Here is a 15427-nt window from a genome sequence, read left to right on the forward strand (position 1 = left end):
TCTCCGGAGACGTTCGGGCCCACAGTGTTTCGTTCTAGTCCGGAATCATGTCGAACGTGTCCGGATTCGGTCCGGTACGACCCTGCTCACCCTTGTCCAGCGCCGTGATGGCGTCGACATCGGCGGAGCTGAGCTCGAAGTCGAAGATCTCGAAGTTGGCCTTGACCCTCTCCGGCGTGACCGACTTCGGGAAGATGATATTGCCGCGCTGAATGTGCCAGCGGAGCACCACCTGCGCAACGGATTTGCCTGCCGCGTCGGCGATTCGCCGCACTTCCGTGTCGTCGAGGACGTTGCCCTGAGCGATCGGCGACCACGCCTCGGTGGGGATGGCATGCTCACGGCCGTAGGCCCACACGTCGTTGTTGACGAAGTACGGGTGCACCTCGATCTGGTTTACCGCAGGGACCGTATCGGTCTCCTCTGCGAGGCGATCGAGGTGAGCGGGCTGGAAGTTGGAGACACCGATGTTACGGGCGCGACCGTCGGCTGCGAACTCCTCCAACGTCTTCCACGTGGATACGAAATCGCCGTCGTAGCGGGTGGGCAGCGGCCAGTGGATGAGGAAGAGGTCGACGTAGTCGGTTCCGAGGTCGCTGAGCGTCTTGTCGAATGCCGAGCGCGCGTCGTCGGGCCGATGAAAGCCGTTGTTGAGCTTGCTGGTCACGAAGACCGATTCGCGATCGATTCCGGAGTTACGGATGCCCTCGCCGACCTGCTTCTCGTTGCCGTACATCTCGGCTGTGTCGATGTGCCGGTAGCCGATCTCGAGCGCCGTTTCGACGGCCTTCGCGGTCTCCTCCGGGTCGATCTGGAAGACGCCGAAGCCGAGCTGGGGAATCTGCTTGCCGTTTCTGAGCGTGACGTTGGGTACCTGAGTCATATCGCCGGGGTGCCCGCCCACTCTCGCCTTCAAACCGGGTGAAATGATGCGTGCGTGATAGTGCAGCGCATCCGGCGCGTCGTAGACGGAGTTGCCGAGAAATTCGGCCGGTCCACCTCCGCTCTGATTGCCCCCGAGCGCCACTTCGACCCCGCGCACCCGTGGTTCCTCACTGCACCCGAGCGGGGCAACGACGACACTCGAATTTCGGCCTGGACCGAGGGCAACCGCGTCGAGAACCTGGTGCACGGCAAGACCTACTTCGCTGCACTCGCACGAGCCCTCGAGCAGACCGAACGCGACGATCTGGTGCTCTTCACCGATTGGCGCGGAGACCCGGAGCAGCTGCTCACCGACGACGGCGTGACCGTCGAGGATGCCCTGGCCGCCGTCGCGCACCGCGGTGGCGTCGTCAAGGGCATGGTGTGGCGCTCCCACATGGAGACCCTCGGTTTCACCGGCCCCAAGAACCGCAAGCTTGCGCTGCTGCTGGAGGAGGCAGGCGGCGAGGTCATTCTCGACCAGCGCGTGCTGGTGACCGGAAGCCACCACCAGAAGTTCGTCGTCGTGCGGTACGGCAGGAAAGATCTGCCCGACGTCGCGTTCGTCGGTGGCATCGACCTGGCCCGTGCCCGACGCGACGATGCCGATCACTTCGGCGATCCTGTCTCACGTCCCTTCCCTCCCGAGTACGGCGAAATCCCCGCATGGCACGACGTGCAGGTGCAGATCGAAGGCCCGGCGGTCCGAGACGTGGAAGACGTCTTCCGCGAACGCTGGGAAGATCCCGCGGCTCTCTCGCGCCTACCGTGGCACGCGATTCCCGACTTCCTGCGCGGAGTGACGCGCGAGCCGTCGGAACTCCCTCCGGCGGCGCCGGCCCCGGAGCAGCAGGGCACGTGCTCGGTGCAGTTGTTGCGTACCTATCCCCGCCGACGCCCTGCCTACCCGTTCGCCACGAAGGGCGAGCGCAGCGCGGCCCGCGCGTACGCCAAAGCCCTCGACAGAGCAACCGAGCTGATCTACATCGAGGATCAGTATCTGTGGTCGGTCGACGTCGCTCGCGTGTTCGCCGCGGCACTGCGGCGCAAGCCGAACCTGCGGTTGGTGGTGGTGGTCCCCAAGCACCTCGACGACGACAGCAACTTGACCATTCCTTCTGCGCTGCTGGGACACTCGGCGGCGCTCGGGGTCATCCGCGCGGCCGGCGGTGATCGCGTTCTGGTGCTCGACATCGAAAATGACCGTGGCATACCGGTATACGTGCACTCGAAGGTCTGCATCATCGACGACGTGTGGACCGCGGTGGGATCGGACAACTTCAATCGCCGCTCCTGGACCCATGATTCGGAGCTGACCGCGGCCATCGTCGACGAGCAGCGCGACGATCGCGCACCCGTGGACCCGGCCGGCCTCGGCGACGGTGCCAGAACCCATGCGCGCAACCTGAGACTCGAACTGATCCGCGAGCACCTGGGACGGGCCGACGGCGACGACGCAGATCTCGTCGACCCGCAGCAGTTCTTCGATGTGGTTGCGGCCAGCGCGACCGCACTCGACAACTGGCATCGCAACCCGTCCGCGAAGTCCCGACCCGTCGGCCGACTGCGCAAGCACGAGATCTCGGTGCCGCCCGTCTGGCAACAGCGACTCGCAGCACTCGCCTACCGTTTGTTCGTCGACCCCGACGGACGTCCCATCGGGATGCGCCTGCGTCGTAGGTTCTGACGGCATCTCCGACCGACCCTTCCCACTCATTCCGTTTCGGACCTGACAAATCGGGCATTCGCGATCGGTGCCTTCCTCCTCTCGTACGCCCACTGCCCTCGTCTTCGCACCGTCTCCGCTTCTGACGGTGACTCTCGACGCCGCCCCGAACGGCAGTACCGAACTGCACGTACACGCAGGCGGTCAGGGTCACTGGATCGCGCGGATGGCGTCGGTGCTCGGTCTCGATGTCACGCTCGCCGGGGTCTTCGGCGGTGAGATCGGTGCCGTGCTGCGCGGCATCGTAGAGAGTGAGGGCATCTCCGTCGTCTCCATCGATATCGGTCAGGAAAGTGGCTCCTACGTGCACGACCGCCGCAGCGGAGAGCGCGAGGTACTCGCCACGGTGGATCCGCCACCGCTGGCCAGGCATGCGCTCGACGATCTGTTCGGTGCGGCACTTGCCACCGGTGCCCGCAGCGACGTGGCAATTCTCGGCGGACCGCACGCCGACGACATCGTGCCGCCCGAGGTGTACGAGCGGCTGTGCGCAGACCTACGCGCGCTCGATGTCCCGGTGGTAGCCGACCTGTCGGGACCGACGATGCAGGCTGCTCTCACCGGCGGTCTCACGGTGCTCAAGGTCAGTCACGAGGATCTCATCGCCGACGGCGGTGCAGAATCCGAAGATCCGAAGCACCTGATCGATTCGATGCGAAAGATGCACGACGCAGGTGCCGAGGTCGTCGTGATCTCACGAGCGGGAGACCCGGCGTTGGCTCTCGTGGAGGGCGACGTACTCGAGATCGTCACCCCGGGTCTGCAGATGGTCGATCACCACGGCGCAGGCGATTCGATGAGCGCCGGTATCGCGACCGGAATCGCCCAGGGAATGTCGATGCAGGAGGCGCTACGGCTGGGCGGAGGCGCGGGCACCGCCAACGTCACCCGCCGTGGCCTCGGTAGCGGGCGGAAAGATCTGGTACTCGGGCTGACCGAATCGGTGGACGTGCGTCCGTACGGCAAGGCGGGCAAGAAATGAGAGCCCTGATCACCAATGACGACGGCGTGCACAGCGCGGGCATCGCACTGCTGGCACGAGTGGCCCTCGATGCCGGCCTCGACGTCGTGGTGGCCGCGCCCCACGAGGAGCGCAGTGGTGCCAGCGCTTCGTTGACGGGGATGGGCGTCGACGACCACCTCGGTATCGAGATGACCGAGATCGAGGGACTACCCGAGGTGACGGCGTATGCGGTGCAGGCCTCGCCTGCCCTCATCGCGTTCGTCGCTACGAGAGGGGCCTTCGGCGACGTACCGGACCTCGTGCTCTCGGGCATCAATCACGGCCCCAATACCGGTGCTGCCGTTCTGCATTCGGGAACGGTGGGCGCGGCGTTGACGGCCCTGACGCACGGGGTTCCTGCCATGGCGCTGTCCTCGCTCGCCACTCGACCGTCGCACTGGGAGACTGCCGAACACGTCGCACACCTGGCGGTGACATGGATGGTCGCGCACCTGACCGTCGATGCCGTGGTCAACGTCAACATTCCCGACGTTCCCCTCGCCGACTTCGCCGGAATCGTCCCGGCGTCACTGGCTCGCTACGGCGCTGTGCAGGCCGAAATAGGAGACCGCGGAGAAGATTTCGTGACCGTCCAGTTCGACGCGATCCGAGCGGAGGACGACGATTCCGACGCCTCGCTGCTGGCCCGGAACTGGGCGACCGTCACCGCACTGCGTCCCCCGAGCGAGGTGGAGGGTATCGATCTGTCGACCATGCGCGAGTGAGGTCGGTGCCGAGGATCGAGAATTGTCGGTGCCCTCGGGCACACTGGGAACTACGCACCGCACATGCCACGGACCTAGGGGGTCACCGCGTATGACGTTTCATTCTGTAGTTCCACCGTTTCTGCTCGAACGGCTCCAGGGAGCCGGTGCCCGCGCCACACTGCTCGCCGACCGTGAGATGCGTGCGGGACGAGAAGTCGTTCAGGCACGTACCGCCATCGCGCCGCGCACCGGCGGCACACTCGAACGCACCATCTCCGACGCTAAATCGACTCGCGACCTCCCGGGCCAGCAGGTTCGCGCCGAGGGTGAAGATCCCACCGGCGATACCGCAACCGACGAGGCATACGACGGTCTCGGTGCCACGTACGCGTTCTTCGACGAGGTGTACGGCTACTCGAGTCTCGACGGCAGCGGCCTGCCCCTCGACGCGACGGTGCACTACGGCCAGGACTACGACAATGCGTTCTGGGACGGCTCGCGCATGGTGTTCGGCGACGGTGACGGCGAGGTGTTCGCACGCTTCACTGTCTCGCTCGGCGTCATCGCGCACGAACTGGCACACGGGTTCACGCAGTACACCACCCCGCTCGAATACAAGGACCAGGCCGGCGCACTGAACGAGTCCGTCTCCGACGTGTTCGGCGCACTCGTCGAGCAGTACACCGCGAAGCAGAACGCCGAGGACGCGTCGTGGCTGATCGGTGAAGGTCTGTTCCTTCCCGCCGTTCAGGGGAGGGCTCTGCGCTCGCTCCTCGAGCCGGGCACCGCCTACGACGACGATGTGTTGGGCAAGGATCCGCAGCCGGCGAGTATGGACGATTTTGTCGTCACCACCGAGGACGACGGCGGCGTACACATCAATTCGGGTATCCCCAACCGCGCGTTCGCCGTTGCAGCCACCACTCTGGGAGGCCCGGCGTGGGACCGCGTCGGGCAGGTCTGGTTCGACACGATGACCGTCGGCGGACTCACGCCAACCGTGGACTTTGCCGGCTTTGCCGCCGCGACACTCGCGGCAGCAAACAAGCGATTCGGAGCCGGGTCCGACGTTTCCGAGGCCGTGGCCACGGGTTGGTCTACCGTGGGGGTGAAGACAACCGGTCTTGAGTCCCTACCGAAGCCGAGCGAGAATCGGGTGTGATCGAGGGCAGATGAGCCTGCGCATCGAGGTACTACGAACCGGCGGAGTCGCCGGGATGTCCAAGCGTGGCGTCGTCGAGACCGACGAGCCGGAATGGCAGTCGTTGGTCGAGGCCGCGCAGCCGTACCTTGCCGATCAGCAGGCCACCGACGCGGCCGAGTCGAACGCCCGCGACACATTCGTCTGGAACGTGTCGGTGGGCGAGCATTCGTGCCGAGTCGGCGATTCGGCCCTGACCGGGCCCCTACGCGACCTCGCGGAGCGCACACTCCGCGAGGGCCGCGTCAGGTAGTTCAGCCCTGTAGTCAGCCCAGCTGTCAGGCCTTCCACTCCTCGCTGCGTTCTTCGGTTGCCTTGCTCAGTGCCTCGACGGTGGCGTCGACTCCGAAGTCCTTGCCGTACACCGGCGACCCCGGCTGCTGTCGCCAGGAATCCTCGAGGGTTCCGGCATCGACGGGGTCGAAGCCGAGCTCGTCGATGACCGAGAACACGAACTTCTTCGAGTCGGCGCCGTTGCCTGCGATCGGAAGCGCGATGCGCCCGTCGGTCCCGGCCGGTACGCCCTTCTCGAGCAGGTGCTTGTACCAAATTCCGTTGAAGGCCTTGATCACCGGCTCACCGAGTTGCTGTGCCACCCAGACGCTTTCGGGTGTTCCGCCTTCGATCTCCTCGATCAGCCCGTCGCGCTGCTGCGGGTAGTAGTTATTCGTTTCGATGATCGGCGCCCCGGGCTTACGAGCACTGGTGATTCCTGCAGCGAGATCCGGAACGTTCTTCTGCGGGATACTCAGAATGACGAGGTCGGCATCCTCCGCGGCATCCGCGGCCCACACCGCGGTCGCTCCGGTTTCGGCCGCCAGGTCGGCAAGAGTCTCCGGATCTCGTGAGTTGGAGAACCGAACCTCGTGTCCGAGTGCTGCGAGACGGCGCGTGAGCGTGCCGCCGATCTGTCCACTTCCGATGATGCCAATTTTCATGTCCGGAACAAACGATCCGGGACGAGATCTATTCCCGTCAGGAACCCACAGAGACCTTCGATCGGGGCCGACCGAACTTCATCGCCTTGTCCACGAGCTTGCCGTACCGCAGAACCGGCAGGTCACGGAAATAGTTCATCCGCAGCTTCCACGGGGTTTCGCTGCCCTGCCTCGGGAAGTTGTCGACGGCCCGCAGCACGTAACCGGCGGCAAAATCGAGAAACGGTTCTTCGGCGACGGAGGGATCGCGTTCGAGCTCGACGGTGCTGTACCCGTTCTCGTCCATGTGAGCGAGAAGCCGCATGACGTAGTTCGACACCATGTCGGCCTTGAGCGTCCACGACGCGTTGGTGTACCCGACGACAAAAGCGAAGTTGGGGATGCCGGTGAGCATCATGCCCTTGTACGCCATGGTGCTGGGCAGATCCACGTCCTCACCGTCGACGCGGAACGTCGCGCCGCCGAGTGCGGACAGGTTCAATCCCGTTGCGGTGACGACGATATCGGCGTCGAGGTGCTGGCCGGACTTCAACTTCAGGCCGGTCTCGGTGAAGCTGTCGATGTGATCGGTGACGATCGAGACCTCGTCCTTGCGGATCGAGCGGAACAGGTCGTTGTCGGGCACCAGGCACAGGCGCTGATCCCACGGGTTGTAGGACGGGGTGAAGTGCGTGTCGAGGTCGTATCCCTTCGGCAGCCAGCCCTCCTGCAGTTTCCGGATCCGCTTCTTCATGAATTCCGGGTACTTCTGACTCAACGTGAAGATCAACATGGCCATCGACACGTTCTTGAGCCGGGTCACGCTGTACGCCAATTTCTTCGGCAGTCGCTTTCGCAGTGTCTGCGCGATCGGATCCTTGGACGGCAGCGAGAGGATGTAGCTCGGCGACCGCTGCAGCAACGTCACGTGCTCGGCCTCGCGAGCAAGGTTGGGAGCCAACGTAATTGCCGTTGCGCCACTGCCGATGACGACGATCTTCTTGCCCGCGTAGTCCAGATCCTCCGGCCAGTGCTGCGGGTGGATGACCTGCCCACCGAAATTCTCCTGGCCGGCGAACTCCGGACTGAAGCCCTTGTCGTAGTTGTAGTAACCGCTGCAGGAGAACACGAACGACGCGGTGATCGTGACTGTCTCGTCGGTATCGCTACGCTGCGCGGTCACCGTCCAGAACTGCTGCTCGGACGACCATTCGAGGGCAATCACCTTGTGGTGGTACCGAATGTGCTTGTCGACGCCTGCTTCTCGGGCAGTTTCGACGATGTAGTTGCGAATGTCGGTGCCGTCGGCGATGGACTTCTCGCCCATCCACGGCTTGAAGCTGTACCCCAGGGTGTACATGTCGGAATCGGAGCGAATACCGGGGTAGCGGAACAGATCCCACGTGCCACCGATCGCGCCGCGGCTCTCCAGGATGGTGTACGTCTTCCCGGGCAGATCGTGCCCGAGATGACGCGCGGCCCCGATGCCGGACAGGCCGGCACCGATGATGAGGACATCGACCTCGGGGGTGGTCAGTACGGCAGTCATATCAGCAACGATTCCTTCGGTGGGGGGTCAGCTGGTCTTGTTGCGAGCGCTCTCGGACCTACCGAGGCGAGCTACTTCTTCGTCCATCTTGGGCAGGATGGTCGGCACGTGCGCCAGCATGCTGCGATCGCCGACGCGCGAGGTGATGACGGCCTTGAACCAGGACGCTGCACCCACCCAGCGCGGTACGTAGACGCGACGCTTGCGCTTGGCCAGACCGTCGACGAACGCGTCGACACACTGCTCGACGGTCATCGTCTTCCCGAGGGGGCCGGGCAGTACCGCAAGCAAATCCTGGAATGCGGTGAGATCGGACTTCGCGTCCTGCACCATCGGGGTATCGATCCAGGCCATGTGGGCGGAGCCGACATCGACTCCTCGGTAGTTCACTTCCAGCCGAAGCGCATTCGCGAAATGCTCGGCCGCAGCCTTGCTCGCGTTGTAGGCCGCCAGACCGGGGCAGGGGGTGAACGCTGCCAGCGAGGAGACGACGAGGATGTAGCCGTTGCGTTCTATCAGCGACGGTAGTGCGGCGCGGACGGTGTTGAACACGCCCATCACGTTGATGTCCATGACCCGCTGGAACGTGGCCGGATCCACCTGCATGATCGATCCGTAGCTGGCGATACCCGCGTTGGCGAGCACCAGATCGATACCCCCGTAGGCCGCGATACCGCCGTCGACTGCGCGCTGCATGTCGTCCAGATTTCGGACGTCGGCGACGAACGCCTCGGCCTTCAGCTGCGTCGCCAGCTCGCGCAGCGGGGCCTCGTCGACGTCGACGAGTACCAGCCGGGCACCTTTGCCTGCCAGGTCACGTGCAGTGGCGGCACCGATTCCCCGTGCTGCTCCGGTGATCAGAACCACCTTGTTCCGTAGCGTCGACGCCGCCATGTGCTCCCCCTCGATCCGAATGCTTGTCTGCGAACACTTTGCATCTGATACCGAGCGGTGTCAAGATCTGTGTGTGACTACGCATCACAGTGAAGTCGGCCGCACCTACCGAGGTGCCGATCCGCAACAGCGGCAGCAGGAGCGTCGGATACGCCTGCTCGACGCAGCCGTCGAAGTCTTCGGCACCACCGGCTATCGGACCGCAACGGTGGAGAAGGTGTGCAGCGAGGCGGGCCTGACCAAGCGCTACTTCTACGAGTCGTTCACCAACAGCGAGGACCTGCTGATGGCGACCTATGCCCGCGCCACCGACGCCATGCGCGAGAGCATTCTCGCCGGAGCTGCCGCAGAGACGAACTCCAGCGAGCAGGTGCTCCGCGGAGCCCTCACCGGCTTCTTCACGTTTGTCGCCGAACAGCCCAAGTCTGCACGCATCGCCTTCGTGGAAATCCTCGGCGTATCGCCCACCGTCGACGCGCTGTACCGCAAGACCACCACCTCGTTCTCCGCGACGGTGCTACAGGTGGCCGAGACCGTCGGGTCCAGCCGTGGCCTGGCCGGGCCCAACCGTCGAACACTGGCGATGGGACTGGTGGGTGCGGTCCTCACCATCGCTCAGCAATGGCTGCTGTCCACCGAACGCGAACCCCTGGACTCGGTGATAGCCAGTGCCCACACCATCCTGGCCGCGGTGGTGTTCGGACGCGTCGACGGCTGAGCAGCTGTCACTCCCTGCTCTGCAGCGGTTCCACAGGCTCGTCCGCGGTGGCGCGTTCACCGGATTTGACGACGACAACACCGAGCAGGATCAGTGCGCCACCGGCGAGTTGGATCGGTGCCGGTGCTTGACCGAGTAGCAGCCACGCGAACACCAGTGCCGCAACAACTTCCATCAGACCCATGAACGACGCCAGCCTCGAGCCGAGGCGTCGACCCGCGGCGATCCCGAGGACGTAGGCAAGCGCTGCCGTCACCACTCCGAGCCCGATGATCGGAACCCACCACGGCACAACGGCATCGACGAAGGTGACATCGGTCAGCGGGGCTGCGAACGGCACGATTCCGACGAGCCCGGCAACCAGCAGGATCAGCCCGCCCGCGAGCAACCCTCCGCCTGCGAGCACGATCGGCGGAAGTCCGTTGCTCTCGTCGGCAGAGAGCACCCAGTAGACGGCTGCACCGGCCATCGCGCCGAGTGCCCACAGCACGCCGACGGTATCGACGTCGGCACCGGAGATCAGGTCGAGCACGAGCACCAGACCCATTGCGGCCAACAGTGCACCCACCAGGGTCAGGCGGCCCGGGCGTTGGTGATGGCGGAACCACATCCACCCGATGACGGCCACCGGCGAGGTGAATTCGATGAGCAGCGCTACACCCACCTCCATGCGACCGACCGCGTTGAAGAAGGCGAGTTGACAGCCTGCGACCGCGAACGCTCCGTACGCCGCGATCAGCTTCCAGTTCTTGGCCAGCAGCCTCCAGCGGCCGCGTAGCGCCAGGATCGACGGAATCAGCAACACCGCTGCCGCCAACAGAATCCGCGCGGTCACCGCGGCCCCGGCCGTCCAGCCGGCGTCGAGCAATCCCGTGGCGAGTGAGCCGGAAAGCCCGAAGGACGCGGCCGAGAGCAACGCGAACCCGAGCCCCGAAAGCCGGCGCGAGCGCGCAGCAGCGTCGTGGGTGGCCGCGAGATCCACCGTCGTGTCATGAGTGTAAGCCGTCATGACATGTGACAGTAGAGACCGACTTGGTAAGGTGTCAACATGCTTTTTGCTCATGACGCAGAACTGTCGCTTCTGTCCGCCGTGGCATTGGTCAATTCCGCTGAGGATCCGGACACGTTGACCACACGCAGCGAGCTGGCCGAGTTCATCACCGAGCAGGGCTACTCCGGGCGGTTCGACGGCGACGACGCAGAGCTGGACGCCGTCCGGGCCCTGCGACCGACGCTGCGAGCGCTGCTCACCAGCAGCCGCGACGACGCAGTCGTCGAGGTGAACCGCCTGCTGGCCGAGTCCTCTGCGCTGCCGCGTCTGGTGCGTCACGGGGACCTCGACTGGCACATCCACGCTGTGGCCGACGACAGTCCGCTCGCGACCCGCATCGTCGTAGAAACCGCAATGGCGATGATCGACGTCATCCGCGCCGACGAGCTGTCCCGCTTCGACGTCTGTGCCGACCCCGATTGCAACGGGCTGGTTCTCGACCTCTCCAGAAACCGCTCTCGCCGGTTCTGCAGCACAACCTGCGGCAACCGTGCGGCGGTCGCCGCGTACCGGGCACGCAAGGCCCAGTAGCGGAGGGCTCCTCGAGGCCGACGGCATAGTCGACGGACTTCCGGGTATCCGGGGATGGAACTTAGCGAGAGGAACATCCCCCATGGTCGAGAAAAGGCCTTCCAAGACAAGCTGGGCACGTGCGGTCGAGAACATGTTGGCCGTCATCTTGATTTTCGCCGGAATCGCGGCCGCAGGCGGTCTGATCGCCGCCTTGGCGGGCGGCTTCGAAGGGTGGGCCATCGTTGCCGGTGTCACCGTCGTCGTGCTGTTCGGTGCCGCATTCTTCGCTGTTCGAGACGGTGCCCGACGGCGCGCCCGGGAAATCGACACCGTCGTCTACGCACCCGACAGCACCGACCAACTGTTCGACGTGGATCCGAACACCGGTGAACGCACTCCCCACCGCGAATAGTTCGACGTGCTGTGCTTTCGGTGAATCACGAGGTCATGATGGGACCGATTCGAGACGCACCATCGAATCGGTCCCGAGGAAGAACACCCCGGACCGCGTCTCGACGATCGAACCCGACTCCGTGAATCCGTCGGATCTTTCGGGCAGTGGCCATCGCCACCGCACGTCGTCCGATTCCGTGGTGGCGACGAGCGCGTTCTCCTCGAACGAATAAGCGGTGTTGCCGACGGTCGTCTCGGACGCGTACGGATCACGCAGCGTCCACACGTCCGCACCGCCTGCGTCGACGATGGTTGCGTCGGAATTCAATTCGAGCCCCTCGAGCGGCGCACCGGTCTGCGGATCGAAGAACGTCGCCTCGCCGCCGAGGGTGACGAGACCACGCCCATCGGACACGTGAATCAGCGGGCCCTCGACGCCATCCCAGCCCGCGAAGGACGTGATCGGGCGCGACCACATCCGATCGAGGGCATCGATGGAACCACCGTGCAGCACCGATTCGCCGTCCTCGGGGTTGCCCTCGAGCAGGAAGACGGACTGCCCGTCGCTCTCGATGGCGTACGGGAACCAGGCTTCGGGGATCGGCGTTCTCCGTGCCTCCCCGTCGTCCACGCCGATCCTCACGATCGACGGGACGTCGGAATAGGAATCCAGACAGACGATGTCGGTGCCCACAGGCTCGCTTGCGCATTGGTCGACATTGCCGGGTGACTTCTTCCAGCGGACATCGCCGCCCTCGGCATCGATGGCCACGAACTCGATCGAATCCACGGAATACGATCGAGGATTCGGCAGTCCCGCTGCAGTGACGAGAACATCACCGACGTCGATCACCCCGGTGACGCTCGAATCGAATTGCAGATTTGCTGCGGGAGAACGAAATTCGGCGAATTTGCGTCCGTAGACTGTCTCCACGTCGATCTGCCACGTCGGGTCGAGGATGGGCCCGGCCAATGCCTGCGTACTGGTCGTCTCCTCCGAGAATGTCGGTGTCATCGCCTGGATATCCGACGGCTGTTCGACGGGAACATCCTGCATCGATACCACGACGACTGCAGCGACGACGGATACGGCGGCGACAGCGACCGCAACTCCTGCGCCGATTGTGGACCTTCTCTGCGAATCGGTCATGGCCACTGCGCAATCGGAGCCTGCGCCACAGCATCGAGCACCTCGAAAGACAGTGGTTCCGGCAACACCAGCGGTGCGTACTGGGTGGGCTCGAGGTCGACCGTCGAGCGGACCGACACCTGCACCCCGGACGGTCGTGTCACCGTCACCGAACGGGTGAGCTGTGTGGCGCCGTCCTCGGAGACGAAGCTGTTCATGATGTCGGCGTCGTAACTTTCGACCACCGAACCGTCGGGCAGCGTTCGTGTTTCGATGACGGGGCCGTACGCGGACTCTGGATCGTAGGGATCGAGTGGCACCGGAAGTTCCATACCTCCGGCCACGGAAATGGACATCGCGATATCGGTACCGACAACTTCGAGATCGGTGCACACCCCAGAGCCGTAATAGCCGGGAACAAGGGACCCGATCGGTCGATCGAGCCGCGGCGCGTCGGGCAGCGACTCCCACGCGATCGTCAACGCGTCGTTCGCCGCGGCGACGGAATCGGCCCGAACATCCTGTGAAGTTCCGGAATCCGATGTCCAGAGACTGCAATCCTCACGTGGTGCAGCACTTCCCGCCGGCGCAGCGACCGTGACACGCAGATCCGGCAGCGCCGCGATGTCGGCCAGCTCGGATGCCTCCAGTGGAAACTCGTCCGATTCGGTGTCCGTGAGATTGGCGGTCACCTGCGTCCCGTCCGGATGATAGGCGGTGGCCGTGCGGAAGTGAGTTCGGTTACCGCCGTACTCGTACCAATTGTCGTTGGTGTCGACGACGGTGCCGTCGGAGTTGCTGGTTCGCGCATCGAGAGCGCCTGCGACACAGGCGGGTACGCCGGTCTCGGACGGCCGAACGTCGACGCTTGCGTACGCAGACGAGTCGGCCCGGGTCAATGTTCCCGTCGCGCTCGTGCTGGGCTCGAAGCCCTCCGGTGCAGTACCGCCGAGGTCGTCGATCGGTTGGAAGGTCAGAGACTGGGATGGGGCGGCCAGTTCGACGGTGACGTCCGTTGGTAGCGCGGCGAGAACGGCGTCGGACATGGCACCGGCCTTACCCGAGGTGAGCCACGGATAGGCGGGATCGTCGTAGGACGGAGTCTCGCCTCCGATGGACGACGAAGATACGAAGATTGCACCCTCACTCGACGGGGGCGGCTCGACCTCCGAACAGCCCGGGATGTCCACCGGATACTCGATCGGCTCGGACACAACTTCGGAATCACCGACGGCAACAGCCGACTCCGGCGATCGAAGCAGGCCGGCCGCGACGACACCGAGGGCCACCACCGTGACGATGACAGAGATGTCGATGATGGCGTCGCATCTTCTACCGTCGGGCACGAGACGACAATACAGACCCAAAGGAAGGTTTTGGCGCTGTTGCGTTGACGATCGGTCGAGTGCGACAACCTATCGTTCCAGCTCACCGAGGTTGCTCTGCATCCTACCGGTCACGACGACCGCACTGCGTTCACCTCGAATACATCACCGAGTGTTGGCATGGGGCCATCAAATTCGACAGCACCAGGTGAGGGGTTGCGGTGGCCCGAATACAGCTCGAATCCGTCTCCAAGAAGTTCGGCAGCAGCTACGCGTTGACGGAGATACATCTCGACATCGCCGACGGCGAATTCCTGGTTCTACTCGGACCGAGCGGCTGCGGGAAGTCGACCCTGCTTCGACTGGTCGCAGGCCTGGCCCAGCCGAGCGGCGGCCGAATTCTGCTCGATGGCACAGACATCACAGTCGTGCCGCCGCGTGACCGAGACCTTGCGATGGTGTTTCAGAGCTACGCGCTCTATCCGCACCTGAGCGTGGCCAAGAACATCGGCTTCCCGCTTCGGTCACGCAAATTCTCCCGTAGACGCATTGCGGATTCGGTGGCCTCCGTTGCCACGGCCCTCGATCTGAGCGAGCTGTTGAACAGACGACCGGCCGAACTCTCCGGTGGGCAGCGGCAGCGAGTTGCTTTGGCTCGGGCCATGGTTCGAGATCCCGGCGCGTTTCTGATGGACGAGCCCCTGTCCAATCTCGACGCCAAGCTTCGCAGTGCCACCCGCACCGAGTTGATCGAACTGCATCGGCGAATCGGCACCACCTTCCTCTACGTCACACACGATCAGGTGGAGGCCATGACGATGGCGACGCGAATCGCGCTGATGGACAACGGCCGCATCGAACAGGTCGGCACACCGTCCGAGCTCTACGACACCCCGAAATCGGTCTTCGTGGCCGGATTCCTCGGTGCCCCGCCGATGAACCTGTTCGACGCCACCGTCACGGCGCATCGAGGCGAACTTCACGCCGTGGCTCCAGGAGTGAACATTCCCCTGGGGATCGTGGCGGGCGCACATACCGATCAGCCGGTCACAGTCGGCATCAGGCCGGAGAAGATGCACATCACGGACGCATCCACTCGCCTTCAAGCCGACGTCACGACGGTGGAGAACCTCGGCAGCGAGGAGCTCGTCCACATTCGTGCAGGCTCGAACACGTTGTGCATCCGAGCTTCTCGACCGTCTCCGGCCCGCGTCGGAAGCCCGATCTCCATCCGGGTCGAGCCCGCGGACGTGCATCTGTTCGACCCCGAAACCGGGCGGCGCCTGATCTGGGCGCCCGAGGACACACCTGCCCGAGACCGATCACCGCTTTACGTGGCGTAACCATCCCACTCCCCTCATCGAACGGAAAGTGCAG

At 64.5% G+C, this 15427-nt stretch carries 16 protein-coding genes; 9 read left to right on the forward strand and 7 right to left on the reverse strand.

All coding sequences use genetic code 11. The features are described 5' to 3' along the window. Positions 1-34 precede the first annotated feature (34 nt). Positions 35-883, reverse strand: coding sequence for an aldo/keto reductase (locus O4220_RS15235; RefSeq protein WP_269605611.1), 849 nt, complete (start codon positions 881-883; stop codon positions 35-37). Between the two features lie 54 nt (positions 884-937). Between O4220_RS15235 and O4220_RS15240 the strand changes: the two genes are divergently transcribed. The 5 genes from O4220_RS15240 (at position 938) to O4220_RS15260 (ending at position 5814) form a co-directional block, all read left to right on the forward strand. Continuing rightward, a complete protein-coding gene (locus tag O4220_RS15240; protein ID WP_269605614.1) occupies positions 938-2611 on the forward strand; it encodes a phospholipase D family protein in 1674 nt (557 codons plus the stop codon). 67 nt (positions 2612-2678) lie between these two features. Next, on the forward strand, positions 2679-3632 hold the full coding sequence (locus O4220_RS15245; RefSeq protein WP_269605616.1) for a 1-phosphofructokinase family hexose kinase: 954 nt from the start codon (positions 2679-2681) through the stop codon (positions 3630-3632). Next, complete coding sequence (surE, locus tag O4220_RS15250; protein ID WP_269605618.1) at positions 3629-4378, forward strand: 5'/3'-nucleotidase SurE; 750 nt, start codon at positions 3629-3631, stop codon at positions 4376-4378. Before O4220_RS15245 ends, surE begins: the two co-directional genes overlap by 4 nt. Before the next feature lie 91 nt (positions 4379-4469). Next, positions 4470-5522, forward strand: coding sequence for a M4 family metallopeptidase (locus tag O4220_RS15255; protein WP_269605620.1), 1053 nt, complete (start codon positions 4470-4472; stop codon positions 5520-5522). A 10-nt stretch (positions 5523-5532) separates the two neighbouring features. Further along, complete coding sequence (locus O4220_RS15260) at positions 5533-5814, forward strand: protealysin inhibitor emfourin (RefSeq protein ID WP_269605623.1); 282 nt, start codon at positions 5533-5535, stop codon at positions 5812-5814. Between the two features lie 25 nt (positions 5815-5839). On the opposite strand, the gene O4220_RS15265 is transcribed toward O4220_RS15260, so the two are convergent. Genes O4220_RS15265 through O4220_RS15275 form a run of 3 tightly spaced genes read right to left on the reverse strand, consistent with a single transcriptional unit; the run spans position 5840 to position 8921 of the window. Continuing rightward, on the reverse strand, positions 5840-6550 hold the full coding sequence (locus tag O4220_RS15265; protein ID WP_269606296.1) for an NADPH-dependent F420 reductase: 711 nt from the start codon (positions 6548-6550) through the stop codon (positions 5840-5842). Further along, positions 6537-8027: a flavin-containing monooxygenase gene (locus tag O4220_RS15270; protein WP_269605625.1), complete on the reverse strand. Its 1491-nt coding sequence runs from the start codon at positions 8025-8027 to the stop codon at positions 6537-6539. Before O4220_RS15270 ends, O4220_RS15265 begins: the two co-directional genes overlap by 14 nt. A 27-nt stretch (positions 8028-8054) precedes the next feature. After that, complete coding sequence (locus O4220_RS15275; RefSeq protein WP_269605627.1) at positions 8055-8921, reverse strand: SDR family oxidoreductase; 867 nt, start codon at positions 8919-8921, stop codon at positions 8055-8057. Between the two features lie 73 nt (positions 8922-8994). Here O4220_RS15275 and O4220_RS15280 point away from each other — a divergent pair, with 73 nt between their 5' ends. Continuing rightward, complete coding sequence (locus tag O4220_RS15280; protein WP_269605630.1) at positions 8995-9639, forward strand: TetR/AcrR family transcriptional regulator; 645 nt, start codon at positions 8995-8997, stop codon at positions 9637-9639. A 7-nt stretch (positions 9640-9646) separates the two neighbouring features. Here the strand turns inward: O4220_RS15280 and O4220_RS15285 are convergent, their stop codons facing one another. Then, positions 9647-10648 (reverse strand): EamA family transporter, encoded by a 1002-nt coding sequence (locus O4220_RS15285; RefSeq protein WP_269605632.1) that lies wholly within the window; start codon positions 10646-10648, stop codon positions 9647-9649. Positions 10649-10687: 39 nt separating this feature from the next. On the opposite strand from O4220_RS15285, the gene O4220_RS15290 reads away from it, so the two are divergent. Beyond that, the gene (locus tag O4220_RS15290; RefSeq protein ID WP_269605634.1) at positions 10688-11221 is read left to right on the forward strand and encodes a CGNR zinc finger domain-containing protein; all 534 of its coding nucleotides are present in this window, start codon (positions 10688-10690) and stop codon (positions 11219-11221) included. Positions 11222-11303: 82 nt separating this feature from the next. Beyond that, a complete protein-coding gene (locus tag O4220_RS15295; RefSeq protein WP_141215839.1) occupies positions 11304-11615 on the forward strand; it encodes a hypothetical protein in 312 nt (103 codons plus the stop codon). A 33-nt stretch (positions 11616-11648) separates the two neighbouring features. Here O4220_RS15295 and O4220_RS15300 read toward each other — a convergent pair whose 3' ends face one another. Further along, a complete protein-coding gene (locus O4220_RS15300) occupies positions 11649-12746 on the reverse strand; it encodes a hypothetical protein (RefSeq protein ID WP_269605638.1) in 1098 nt (365 codons plus the stop codon). After that, the gene (locus O4220_RS15305) at positions 12743-14071 is read right to left on the reverse strand and encodes a hypothetical protein (RefSeq protein ID WP_269605640.1); all 1329 of its coding nucleotides are present in this window, start codon (positions 14069-14071) and stop codon (positions 12743-12745) included. Before O4220_RS15305 ends, O4220_RS15300 begins: the two co-directional genes overlap by 4 nt. A gap of 200 nt (positions 14072-14271) precedes the next feature. Between O4220_RS15305 and O4220_RS15310 the strand changes: the two genes are divergently transcribed. Then, on the forward strand, positions 14272-15393 hold the full coding sequence (locus tag O4220_RS15310; RefSeq protein WP_269605642.1) for an ABC transporter ATP-binding protein: 1122 nt from the start codon (positions 14272-14274) through the stop codon (positions 15391-15393). Positions 15394-15427 lie beyond the last annotated feature (34 nt).

Origin of the sequence: Rhodococcus ruber, assembly GCF_027270735.1 — a bacterium.
GTDB lineage: Bacteria > Actinomycetota > Actinomycetes > Mycobacteriales > Mycobacteriaceae > Rhodococcoides > Rhodococcoides rubrum_A.

Excerpts from the sequence above, each read along its gene's own strand:
- O4220_RS15235 (WP_269605611.1), bottom strand. The coding sequence starts at position 883 with ATGACTCAGGTACCCAACGTCACGCTCAGAAACGGCAAGCAGATTCCC.
- surE (WP_269605618.1), top strand. The coding sequence starts at position 3,629 with ATGAGAGCCCTGATCACCAATGACGACGGCGTGCACAGCGCGGGCATC.
- O4220_RS15255 (WP_269605620.1), top strand. The coding sequence starts at position 4,470 with ATGACGTTTCATTCTGTAGTTCCACCGTTTCTGCTCGAACGGCTCCAG.
- O4220_RS15260 (WP_269605623.1), top strand. The coding sequence starts at position 5,533 with ATGAGCCTGCGCATCGAGGTACTACGAACCGGCGGAGTCGCCGGGATG.
- O4220_RS15270 (WP_269605625.1), bottom strand. The coding sequence starts at position 8,027 with ATGACTGCCGTACTGACCACCCCCGAGGTCGATGTCCTCATCATCGGT.
- O4220_RS15275 (WP_269605627.1), bottom strand. The coding sequence starts at position 8,921 with ATGGCGGCGTCGACGCTACGGAACAAGGTGGTTCTGATCACCGGAGCA.
- O4220_RS15285 (WP_269605632.1), bottom strand. The coding sequence starts at position 10,648 with ATGACGGCTTACACTCATGACACGACGGTGGATCTCGCGGCCACCCAC.
- O4220_RS15290 (WP_269605634.1), top strand. The coding sequence starts at position 10,688 with ATGCTTTTTGCTCATGACGCAGAACTGTCGCTTCTGTCCGCCGTGGCA.
- O4220_RS15295 (WP_141215839.1), top strand. The coding sequence starts at position 11,304 with ATGGTCGAGAAAAGGCCTTCCAAGACAAGCTGGGCACGTGCGGTCGAG.
- O4220_RS15300 (WP_269605638.1), bottom strand. The coding sequence starts at position 12,746 with ATGACCGATTCGCAGAGAAGGTCCACAATCGGCGCAGGAGTTGCGGTC.